The following is a 9,963-nucleotide window of genomic DNA, read 5'->3' as shown; positions in this document are numbered from 1 at the left end:
AAGGAGGACCGCTGTTAAGCGATCCTCTTTTGTTTATGTCGGTGCTTCAACCGAATTCCCACTCGTTTGGCTTCAACAGGCAGCCCACCGACATACTCCAGTGGAACTTCCCGTCGAGAGCGATGTTTTTGCTGCCATTCGCTGAACACCGGGTACTCAGTGTTGCTGACTTTATCAGGCTGGTTTTTTGAATCTCGTAGAATGTAATTTGTCAGCCGTTCCAACTGATCTCCGTCAGGCACTTCCCCCACCTGTTTTACATACACCTCGATCAGATCATCCACTGCTTTAATCCGCCATTGAACCGGCATGTCCTGAGTACTCAGGTGGGCCACTGCTTTTGCGAAAGACTCTTTATAATTGGCCTCTGCCGTGAAAACCATCACGCCACCTCTTTCTCTTCATTGACCTGAGCGATCCGTTGAATGGCCGATCGAACATGCTCACTGACAGCCTGTTGCGAGATATTCATCCAGTGGGCAGCATCCTTTTGAATAAAGTCGTTAATGAAAACCAACTTTAAGGCTTGCTTCTGTCGATGGGTTAGTTTTGCTTCTCCGATGGATTGCGCTAAATCCAGCAACAACAAACTAGCATCATAATCGCCACGTAGGAAGCGGGATTCCCGGACATGGTGCAGCTGGGTAAGCAAAGCATAGATTCCTCGTTCGGTATCCAACGGATATGCCTCATCCAATCGCCGTTCCTTTGCGGAGAAATCAATGACTTTCCCCAGTTAGGCCACCTCCTCATTTATATGAAGTAAAGCATTGTCGATTAAGCAGTGCAATTCTTTCAGAGTACCCTCGTTAGTAATCTCGAAGTCCGCGTCAATCTGCTCGACGAACTTTTCCGTCTCATGGTTAAACTGAGCCAGATCAATCTGCTCACCCAGTCGCTTCATACGTTGAATCCGTGTGGTCGCTGAGGAATTGATTTTTACTATATCAAAACCAGCTTCAAGTAATGAGAAATATTCGTTCCATTGGCGTAGGTCGGTAATGACGATATCATCGTATGGGGCTGTTTCCCTTTCGATTTGGCGTAGTACATAGTTCACCCATACATCGGGGTCGACGTCTCGCAATGCCTGTCCGACGCCTTGGTACAAAGCACGGGGTTTACCGTCCTCATCGGCGTTGGGGAACAGTTCTTTGCAGAGGTTACGAATGGCGTCACCAAAGGCGAACTTCTTAAAGCCATAATGATTCACCAAATAATCTGCTACAGCATCTTTACCGGAGCGCATCTTCCCTGTTAAAGCAATTTTCATTATGCAATCTTCCTTTCAGAATGTTGTTTATCGATGGCTTCCCATTGTTTGAGAAGGTTGAGCCTTTTCGCCAACCGTTGATAATACTCGATGTCTTGTTGTGAAAAATGGTGCTTTTTGCGTTGTGCAACTACATTGTTCATAAAAGTGACGAACAACCTAGCCTCCCCTTCTGCCAACACCAGGGCCTTACGGTAATCAATCACTTTTCCCATCAGCACGCCCTCGCTCTTGCCACTTCGGCATAGTCCTCTTCACGTTCAATTAATATGAAGTCGAAACCGTTCTTTCTGGCTGCAACCGCTGTGCTGCCACTTCCCCCAAATGGGTCGAGGACGATGCCGCCCGACGGGGTGATAAGCTTAATCAACCATGCCATTAGTTCGACCGGCTTTACGGTTGGGTGATGGTTACGGCTTTTTACCGGCTTACGCTCACGGCCGTCCATGGTGTACTTGCTGTTGATCACGCCACGTCCTGTGCCGGGGTAAGTGCGCCGTTCTTCGAGGTCAATGACGTTACCTTGCCAGTCGCTGTTGCGATCTTTCTTGCTAGACTTCTTGGAGATTTCTTTGGGCGTGATGTTGAAGAATGGGCTGTACCACTCATCGTCTTCGGTAGTCACACAGTTGGCCGGGAATCGGCCTTCTTCTGTTTGAGCTGATGGTACTCGGCAGTCTTTGATGTTGATTGCACCTGTACCGTACTGTTCAACATTCTCGCAAGTGTTGCCCCTCATCGGCTTTCTCGCCATTATTACTGGCTCATGTGCAGGCTTGATCGATGTCCCCCATCCATCCCATTGCTTGGCCAGTTCGGTCATAGGCTCGGTGATGTAATGAACGATTTTCCCCGTCTGTTCCCCGGCGAACAGCGACGAACCATATGCCCTGCCGTGGCCGTTACGCTTATCGGGAACTTCCCGTTCACCAATGATGTGACGCTCCACTCCTGCGCGTTTATCGAAGGCTTTACTTACGTCCATGCTTTTCGGGAAGCCACTGGTGTATAGCCATTCAATGACATCTCGGATTTCAAAACCGGCCATACGGAGAGCGATGGTCATCAAATCTTGTGTTCTTGTACCTGAGAAACACAGGATGTGGCCGCCGGGTTTGAGTACGCGATGAACCTCTCGCCAGATGGCGGGTCCCGGGACGAATGAGTCCCAGGACTTACCCATGAAGCCTTTGGCCTGGTGGTTGTAATCCTCACCAGCCATCCACTTTGATAGGACCTCACGGATATTCGGTTCCTTCGAAAGACCGTAAGGTGGATCGGTCACGCAGGAGTCAATGGAGTTATCGGGAATGAAACTTAAAATATCAAGGCAATCACCTTGGCGTACTGCATTTTCGAAATTATTTTGTTTCAAACGCGTTCCTCCTGTCTGTATTTATGAAAAATAAGCAAACCATGTTATAATTATTTAAATCCAGCCATGAAAGGTGTTGAAACTTCAATTCTTGATATTTTGATTATACTGGGGATACCTTTTTCGCTCTTGTTCGGCGGATTCATTGCGTATAAAAACTACAATTCTCCGGAACATATTGCAAAAAGAAGATACGCCAAAGGTGAAATCACTTTTCAACAGTTACGAGAAATCCGAAAGAACATTGAGATAATGAAATAACATTAGCCTGCTTTATCCCACATCGTCTTCGACTTCCCCACGTTATCCATGAGCAACTCATACACGTCCAGGTCCATTACGTCGGCCTGGGCGTTGTTGTTTTTAGCCACAAGTTGCCGGAGGGTGGGCCGCTGTTCCCGTAACTTGCGCATCGCCCGTTTATGCCCCTCGATATGGGAGCCGTGGTATTCCTGCAACGTGTCCCATTTCTCGGGGTCCAGTGTGCGGATAGCCTCGAACATTGAATTAACGATATCGCGGGTTTCCCCTTGAGCACCTCGTTCCCAGATGCGCTGCTTAAATACGTTCTTCACCAAGGCTTCTTCGGAAAAATCCAGCATAAATGGTGGCATCATCACTCCAATGGGATATAACGAACGGATGGCTTGTAGTGATTCATCCGGGTGCTCTTTTCGAAGCTGTTCGCATCGAGCCAGTTGCTCCTCCATCATTCGATGGTATAGCCACGGGTCTTTTGCTTCATTAGGAACCACAAATCCCCAAGGTTTGTTCGCTCGGAAGCCACCGGCGATACGGCGGTTTCGTATGGTGTAGGTGATGAGATGATCGTAGGCCGTCTTGCTCACACCTATATAAAGGAAGGTTACTGTCTCGCCTCGGATGGGCTCATAGGAATGACCAGCCTTGACCATGCCTTGTAAGAAGCGGTCGGTATTGCCCATATCATCGTACTTCCCAAGGTACAGGGCCGAAGCGAAGGCACTGGATTTACGGCCTTTGTCGGTGGCTCGCAATGCAATCACTCGACCATGTTGGACTGGCGTGAATCCCTGTTTAACGAAGTTTTCATTGATGAAATTCTCTAGGTTACAAAGGTCGTTAAGCCGTTCTGGTTCCAAGTGGATACGCTCATTCCAACAAATTGGATTGCGATCAATATTAAACCGACTCACTTTTTCTGCTCCACTCTCTTTCTTCCCGAATTGATTCGAGGTTGGCATCAATCGCGTATTGAATTCTTTCGGCAACCCATGCCAGTACATCCGCCTTTACCAAAGCGTTTGAATCGGGCTTGTCATTAAATACCTTGCTCCGAAGAAGTTCTTCAGCAAATAAAAACTCATCTCGCAGAGCAAACAAAGTCGCAAAATCTGTAGCCATTTTCAACTGCCTCCTAAATTCGCTTATCCTGCTTGTTGTAGTTCATTGAACTTCCGTTTCGGATACTCGTAATTTTTCCGAACATCGCCCCATGAAGATACCTTAGTGAAATATCCAATCACTCGGGTCATGTAATCAACAATCGGCTCTCCACAGATTGGACAGTTCTTATCGGTCCCGACTATTGACGTATGCCCATTGGCGCAAACCCCGAACCCGTAGTTGATCGCAAAGTGTTCGACTCCCTCCGATAAGGAAATCAGGATGAGTTTCTTCATTATTATAGAGTTGGTTATCCGTTCTTGAACATTCAGGTGCAGGATGCCCCCGCCGCTTACGTGCTTCATAAAACGACCAGTCAAGTGAATGCGATCGGTTGTGCCCATGTCAGCAATCAAGGGAACGTACTGGTTCGAGTACAATTCAAAAGGCTGTAGTTTTCGATATAACAGCCGGTCCTTTTTCGCCAATGTAACGGCTGTGCTTTCCGCTGGAATTTCCTCGGTGTTGAAGGAGTATCCCGTTTCTTGGCTAAAGGCCACCGCGAATTCTTCCATCTTCTTCAGCACTTTCTCGGTGAACGATTGCCCTGCTTCACTCTCCATCGGCATCCCCATGAACTCACACATCTCGTACTGACCATGGATTCCGATGGTAGAGAACAGCATGTCCAGCGAGAACCAGCCGAGTGGTTTGAAAAACTTGAGGAAGCCTTTTTCTACCCGTCGACGCAGTATTTCTTCCCGGTGAACCAACAGCAGATCCCGCGCCATTCTCGCCCTACGATCCAACAGCTCGAAAAAATGCTTTTCATCTCGGGCATCTAACGCCAGCCGTGGGAAGTTAATAGTCACCACCCGATGGGAACCGATGTTGAGGCCGCCGTTCCCGAAGCTGTCGGCCCGGTAGCTCATCCGTTCGGTGTCATTGACGTACCTGCAACACATTGCAATCTTGGAGCCCTCGTTGGCGTAGATATTCAGCACACCGAGCTTGACGTTAATCCGACTGATAAATTCGAGGAAGTCTTCGTCTAGCGGCTGCCGGTTCTCATCCACACACAAGTTAGCCGTCATAACCGGGAAGCGGTACGGCAGGCCGGTCGCGGGATCTCCGTTGGCAAAGAACTCAGCGATGATTTTCTGGGTTTGCATGACGAACTCCACGTCGACTTCCGAGCCATCAGGGTAGCGGTATTCGGAGAACAGCTTCTTTACGTTTTCACGGTCAAAGATGGATACGTTAGAAAACGGTGACTGCCCGCTGGTGCGAAACTTGTTATTGGCCACGTGAACAAACTTCTGCCAGAGGTTGACGATGTAATCTTGGTCCTCAGCGTTTTCCGGATTGCGTCCTTCCTGTTTTAGATACCACGCAAGGTTGATGATAAGATCACCGGGAGCCACTGCACCGGCAAACTCTTGACTCAGGTCCATCACGACTTCGGTCACTTGAGCCATGAAGCTGTCCGACCGTTTGGGCGGCAGACTTCGCAATTGCCCATAGGGCCGACCCTCAATCATCAAGTTTGCCGTGGAAAAAGCGAAGCAGTACGGAATCTGAATCCCTTGCCCAGAGCTATCGTGGCAATATAACTCACCCCGCCATATGCTCGATATCAGTTTGTTAGCTCGATGAAGGCCGAAGCGTTTCTTACTGTACCGCCACAGCAGATAGTACCCTTCCAATTTCAAGATGCCTTTGGTAACTTCGGCCTGATAGTTGTTAGCGGAAAGTTCCTCATTGGAATTAGCGTTCTGATCAACGCTGGTATCTGCCAGTCGTTTGGTGAAGTAATCATGGGACATCTGTCCGACATCGACCTTATTTGGGCTGATTCCTTCCAACTCCAACATCTTTAGTCCAACAGGATCTTTGGCAAACTTCTGATAGAGTGTATCGAATCCCGGCTCAAAAGTAAGGTATATCTTCAAGCCACATTCTCCTTCCGTCGGTCCACAATGATTTGATTGGAACTGGCCGGGAAACCACTAGTGTGTAATTCCTGACGGTATTCCCCGGCAATGATAACGTCACATAGGTCGATGATGTCGTCGGAAATCGAGAAAATGTTGTGGCCGGTATAAAGCCAAGTGCTTAGTCCGATGGATCTCACTGCTGCCAACAAAGCTGTCAACGCATCAGGCTGGTCCATCGGCTCTCCACCAACAAAGACCACAGCATCATAGAATCGCTTATTCGCTTGAATTTGATGGATAATCTCGTCCGTATCCATTTCCATCCCACCGTCAAACGATTGGAGTTCAGGATTGTGGCAGCCGGGACACCGTCGATGGCAGCCTTGGAAGAAGATACTGAAGGCGATACCGTCAGCGTCTGATGTGTTCAGGTCATTGAATCCAGCGATCCTTACCGTGGTCATTACGCCACCTCCGTTACGCTGTCCATGGTGACCTTCCATTTACGAAAACCCTGCCTATCGACCCACACCCAGAACTCAAAGTCAATCACTTCATCAATGTTGTGGTCTTTAATCGTCGCCTGAATATCAGCAATCTCCTTCCGATATGCCGCCATAGAAAACCGCTTGGTTCGCTTGGACTGTACGGCCAAGATGCGTCTACGGCTGATGCCGAGCACATCGACTTTGGAATGGGAACCAGCAGACCGCACCACTAGATATCCTCGTTCGGTCAACTCATGAACTATCTTTCGTTCAATCTCATATCCCCGCTGATAATTCGTGCGCCCCATTACGCTGCCACCTTTTTACCCACCTGATGGCAATGAGGCTTATACAGGCAAAAGAAGCATTTCTCCACCATGGCCCGAGGAAGTTCATTGGTGTAGCACATACCAGTCACGGCTGCGAATTTATCCAGAAGTCGATTGCGGTCTTCATCGGTTACCTTCAAATAAAAGGCTCTCATATCAGGCTTCGCTTCTGCACCTTTAGTCCAGCTGTCTTTCGCCAGTGATTCATACACAATGAGGAACTCATCAAGGCCAAATAACAACGAGTAAGCCACACATTGCTCTTTGTGATCCGCTTGAGCATCCTTCATCTTGTATTCGCCGATAACGCCAAGGGTGGTTGACTTGGTCTTAAACTCCAGCCCAATCTTGGTGCCATCCAGTTGATATTGAAGGACGCCATCCATCATACCGTACAATTGGAACCGCTGGCCGTTGTGTTCAAACTGCCTGACCTGCCGGATGTTCTTTTCCCATGCTGGTCTGTTGGTGGTTTTCGTCCGTACCACCGTAAACTGAGGAGCATCCAGATGTGCCTCGGCATAAAGCAAATCTCGCTGTACGGCCCGGTGAATTGCTGAACCGTTGCGGGACCATCGTCTTTGATAGGGAAATCGGTCAACAAAAGAGGCTTCGACCTTTTTAACTTTGAAATAAAGTTCCCGTTCACATTTGTAGGCCGATGAAGGCGAGAAGGTAATAACTCCTTTTCTGAACCCCAACTTGCTCGTATCACTATTCAAACCATCCAGCTCATCCATAAGGAGATACTTTTCGATCTCGCTATCGTTCGGCTCCTCAATGGAATGAATCGCGTCGAAATGTTTAAGGATTGCATTGGTCAACGCTTTACCACGATCGTTGGCATCATATAAAACTTCCTGCCGGAGTTCCTTTGCTCCAACTCGATTGATTAAGCTGCCGATGCAAACCACTCCCCTTTCTTTACCCCTTCGCCCCATCGTTGCATGATTTCGGTATCAACTTTTAGCGGTACAGTCAGTGAAGCTGCTGTGATCATGCACGCCTCGATTTCCTTCACATCACACTCGGTAACGGTATCATCAACAATCATCAATGCCTCGTCATGAACTGTGCCGCAGAGTGTCCAGCCTCTCGCGGTACAATATTTATGAAGATTGAGCATCGCTCGCTTCATCACATCAGCGGCCGTCCCTTGAATAATGGCGTTGACACTCTGCCGCCGAGCCGATTCGACGTCGCCTTTGACGTCATAGAATCTCCGTTTGAGATCGCGAGGGATATCGTTATTTCGCCATACGTTCAGAGGCAGTTCATCCACTCCGAGAATCTCACAGATTTGTTTTGCCAAGGAATCATAGACCTTCGCTTTCTGTCGATGTCCTGGGAATCTTCGTTTTCGTCCGTACAGGGTTTCCACATACTCATTTTCTTTAACAAACTCATGTGTATATTTAATGAAGGAATGGACTTGTGGGTAGGTTCTAAAGAAGTCGCCAATAAACTGGTGGGCCTCGTCTACCGTAATCTCCAGCTGGGTCGATAGCGTGTGCATACTCGTACCGTACATCACCGCGAGAAGCCCAACCTTCATCATCTTCCGGTACTTCGACCCATCGCCGCACTCTTCGATAGGCTTCTTAAACACCTTACTAGCCAACGTGGAATACAAATCCTGACCGTTCAAATACGGCTCTTGAAGATGCTTATCGCCGCTGATATGGGCCAGTAACCGAGGTTCGATCTGGGAAAAGTCACTGCCAATCAGCAGTTTACCGGGTGGCGCGATAATCAGCTTCCTTGCCTTAATCGGCAGGTTTTGCAGGTTCGGTTCGTTGCTAGAGAACCGGCCAGTCACGGTGGCCACCTGATTAAAGGAGCCGTGAATCCGGCCATCGGGCTTAATCCGTTCCGGCAATGCTTCGACATAGGTGCTGAGCAGCTTCGTGAGTTCCCGGTATTTCAATAGATACTCGATTCCTGGATGCTTATCTTTGAGAGCCTTCAGCGTTTTCACATCGGTGGACCGGGCATTAACCTCAGGCAGTTTCAACTCATCGTACAGCTTCCGAGCCAACTGGATGGTCGAGTTGTAGTTGATATCGCCGAAGTGATCCGTAAGGGACTGTTCCAATTGGCGGATTTCACTTCGCAGTTCCTCCCCATACTGCTGAGCGTAGTTCTTGTCGATAAGGAACCCGCACTGTTCCATATCGACACAGACTTCGATCAGCGGATTCTCCAGTTCCCGGTAGAGCCGTTCCAACTTACCCAGTCGTTGAAGGTGCTGCTGTTGCCACTCATAGAGCTTCCAGGTTAAATGAGTGTCCTTCGCCGCATAGACTAGAGCGACATCTAAAGGCACTTCATCAAAACAGGTTTTTCCAAAAAGTTCATCAAAGGTGTGGCTGGTATCTTCAAATCCAAATTTGCTGCCATACTTCGTGGCCAGGTTCTTCAGGGCATAAGACGGCTCGTTCTCATTTAACAAGGCCATCGCCACTCGGGTATCGTGAACTAATCCTCGCATCCGCACGCCATGGCGAATCAACATATGGATGTCATACTTGGCGTTGTGAAGCACTTTGCCAACCGTTGGATTGGAGAGCATTGGCGTTAATGCGTTAAGGACGACTTGCCGATTCAACTGTTTTCCGACCTTATGGGCCACCGGAATATAAACGTGGTAATCCGCTTTGGGTAATGTTAGGGAGATACCGACAATCATATCGTTGTACACATCCAACCCTGTTGTTTCGGTATCAACGGCAATCACCGTTTCGTCCGCAAGGTCTTGGACTAACTGTTCTAACTGTACCTCGGTTTGAATGAACCGGTAATTGTCCGGTGTTTCGTCGACCATCTTCTGCAGAATGGAATGTTTTCGCGTATCTTGTAAAACCTTATATAATCGTAAAGCGTGCGCTTTGGTAAACTTTTTCAAGCTTTCTACGTCCCGGCTGATTTCACCAGACTCGATGGCGAGCTTAACTTTGTGCAGTCGTTCTTTGTCCAAGCCACTCAGCTTACTTTGGAAGATGCCCGGCTGGTTTTTGCCACTTGGCTTCGCCCAACCGGTAAACCACACCTCATCCCATGTGGGTTCGCGTTGGGCTAACGCTTTCTTCATCTGAGCGTCAAGGACCCGTTGGTGAACATCCTCATTTTGTTGAATCTTTAAGCCAGTCATAGTGAGATCGATCGGTATCCCTCCCTTGGGATCAGATGGAAGGCG

At 48.6% G+C, this 9,963-nt stretch carries 12 protein-coding genes; all 12 read right to left on the bottom strand.

All coding sequences use genetic code 11. From position 1 onward, the window contains the following. Positions 1-14 precede the first annotated feature (14 nt). Positions 15-383 (bottom strand): hypothetical protein, encoded by a 369-nt coding sequence (locus tag GJ688_RS17800; protein WP_207708840.1) that lies wholly within the window; start codon positions 381-383, stop codon positions 15-17. Next, entirely contained in the window at positions 383-679 is a 297-nt protein-coding gene (locus tag GJ688_RS17795) for a sigma factor-like helix-turn-helix DNA-binding protein (protein WP_235911080.1), read from the bottom strand. Before GJ688_RS17795 ends, GJ688_RS17800 begins: the two co-directional genes overlap by 1 nt. A 57-nt stretch (positions 680-736) precedes the next feature. Beyond that, positions 737-1,273 carry an AAA family ATPase gene (locus GJ688_RS17790; RefSeq protein WP_155477870.1) on the bottom strand — a complete coding sequence of 179 codons (537 nt, stop codon included), beginning with the start codon at positions 1,271-1,273 and terminating at the stop codon, positions 737-739. Further along, entirely contained in the window at positions 1,273-1,488 is a 216-nt protein-coding gene (locus tag GJ688_RS17785; RefSeq protein WP_155477869.1) for a hypothetical protein, read from the bottom strand. The genes GJ688_RS17790 and GJ688_RS17785 overlap by 1 nt, the downstream gene beginning before the upstream one ends. Further along, the gene (locus GJ688_RS17780; RefSeq protein WP_155477868.1) at positions 1,488-2,648 is read right to left on the bottom strand and encodes a DNA-methyltransferase; all 1,161 of its coding nucleotides are present in this window, start codon (positions 2,646-2,648) and stop codon (positions 1,488-1,490) included. Before GJ688_RS17780 ends, GJ688_RS17785 begins: the two co-directional genes overlap by 1 nt. Positions 2,649-2,911: 263 nt before the next feature. Continuing rightward, positions 2,912-3,823, bottom strand: a complete 912-nt coding sequence (locus GJ688_RS17770; RefSeq protein ID WP_207708839.1) for an FAD-dependent thymidylate synthase — start codon at positions 3,821-3,823, stop codon at positions 2,912-2,914. After that, positions 3,810-4,031: a hypothetical protein gene (locus GJ688_RS17765; protein ID WP_155477865.1), complete on the bottom strand. Its 222-nt coding sequence runs from the start codon at positions 4,029-4,031 to the stop codon at positions 3,810-3,812. Before GJ688_RS17765 ends, GJ688_RS17770 begins: the two co-directional genes overlap by 14 nt. A gap of 23 nt (positions 4,032-4,054) precedes the next feature. Continuing rightward, entirely contained in the window at positions 4,055-5,965 is a 1,911-nt protein-coding gene (locus GJ688_RS17760; protein WP_155477864.1) for an anaerobic ribonucleoside-triphosphate reductase, read from the bottom strand. Next, positions 5,962-6,414 (bottom strand): 4Fe-4S single cluster domain-containing protein, encoded by a 453-nt coding sequence (locus GJ688_RS17755; RefSeq protein ID WP_155477863.1) that lies wholly within the window; start codon positions 6,412-6,414, stop codon positions 5,962-5,964. Before GJ688_RS17755 ends, GJ688_RS17760 begins: the two co-directional genes overlap by 4 nt. Further along, positions 6,414-6,746: a PDDEXK family nuclease gene (locus tag GJ688_RS17750; RefSeq protein WP_155477862.1), complete on the bottom strand. Its 333-nt coding sequence runs from the start codon at positions 6,744-6,746 to the stop codon at positions 6,414-6,416. The genes GJ688_RS17755 and GJ688_RS17750 overlap by 1 nt, the downstream gene beginning before the upstream one ends. Next, positions 6,746-7,681 (bottom strand): hypothetical protein, encoded by a 936-nt coding sequence (locus tag GJ688_RS17745; protein WP_155477861.1) that lies wholly within the window; start codon positions 7,679-7,681, stop codon positions 6,746-6,748. Before GJ688_RS17745 ends, GJ688_RS17750 begins: the two co-directional genes overlap by 1 nt. Beyond that, positions 7,660-9,918: a DNA polymerase gene (locus GJ688_RS17740; protein ID WP_155477860.1), complete on the bottom strand. Its 2,259-nt coding sequence runs from the start codon at positions 9,916-9,918 to the stop codon at positions 7,660-7,662. The genes GJ688_RS17745 and GJ688_RS17740 overlap by 22 nt, the downstream gene beginning before the upstream one ends. Positions 9,919-9,963: the final 45 nt, after the last annotated feature.

Origin of the sequence: Heliobacterium mobile (genome assembly GCF_009720735.1) — a bacterium.
Classification (GTDB): Bacteria; Bacillota; Desulfitobacteriia; order Heliobacteriales; family Heliobacteriaceae; genus Heliobacterium; species Heliobacterium mobile.
This window is presented reverse-complemented; position numbering and strand designations above follow the sequence as displayed.

Bases quoted from the DNA above. Each gene is read 5' to 3' on its own strand.
- GJ688_RS17800 (WP_207708840.1), bottom strand. From the start codon at position 383: ATGGTTTTCACGGCAGAGGCCAATTATAAAGAGTCTTTCGCAAAAGCA.
- GJ688_RS17790 (WP_155477870.1), bottom strand. From the start codon at position 1,273: ATGAAAATTGCTTTAACAGGGAAGATGCGCTCCGGTAAAGATGCTGTA.
- GJ688_RS17785 (WP_155477869.1), bottom strand. From the start codon at position 1,488: ATGGGAAAAGTGATTGATTACCGTAAGGCCCTGGTGTTGGCAGAAGGG.
- GJ688_RS17765 (WP_155477865.1), bottom strand. From the start codon at position 4,031: ATGGCTACAGATTTTGCGACTTTGTTTGCTCTGCGAGATGAGTTTTTA.
- GJ688_RS17755 (WP_155477863.1), bottom strand. From the start codon at position 6,414: ATGACCACGGTAAGGATCGCTGGATTCAATGACCTGAACACATCAGAC.
- GJ688_RS17750 (WP_155477862.1), bottom strand. From the start codon at position 6,746: ATGGGGCGCACGAATTATCAGCGGGGATATGAGATTGAACGAAAGATA.
- GJ688_RS17740 (WP_155477860.1), bottom strand. From the start codon at position 9,918: ATGACTGGCTTAAAGATTCAACAAAATGAGGATGTTCACCAACGGGTC.